Genomic DNA, 564 nt, shown 5'->3' with positions numbered 1-564 from the left:
TGACGAACACCGCGGCCAAGGGCTATTCGAGCACCGACTGCCCGGCCGGCACGATGAACTTCGACATCGACGCCATCGTGCAGGCGTGGGCGGACGGCTCATCCAATTACGGTCTGCGGATCGCGGGCGCGTCCGAGACCGACTCCTACACCTGGCGGCGCTTCCGGTCGGCGAACTACGTCTCCGGCGACGGCTCGACCGAGCCGCACCTGACCGTGACGTACAACTCGTACCCGGCGAAGCCGAGTTCGTTGGCGATCTCGCCGTCGCAGGTCAACGCCTACAACGGCAATCGGTACGTCACCTCGCTCACCCCGACGCTGTCCGCGAAGGTGACCGACCCGGACGGCTCGAACACCAAGGCCCAGTTCGAGATCACAGCCGACCCGGCGTACGCGGACACCACCTACACCTACACCGGCACCAGCTCCGCGGTGTCCTCCGGTTCGACGGCGAAACTGACTGTGCCCTCTGCCAGCGCGCTGCCGGCGGGCAAGCACCTGCGCTACCGGGTGCGGGCGTACGACGCCACCGACTACGGCTCTTGGACCGGCTACACGACGT

General features: G+C 67.2%; 1 protein-coding gene. It reads left to right on the top strand.

Annotated features, from left to right (window positions below):
* A partial coding sequence (locus ABD357_RS36245) for a DNRLRE domain-containing protein (protein WP_344395776.1) occupies window positions 1-564 on the top strand: 564 nt, incomplete at both ends.

Source organism: Streptomyces vastus (assembly GCF_039532825.1).
GTDB lineage: Bacteria > Actinomycetota > Actinomycetes > Streptomycetales > Streptomycetaceae > Streptomyces > Streptomyces vastus.
This window is presented reverse-complemented; position numbering and strand designations above follow the sequence as displayed.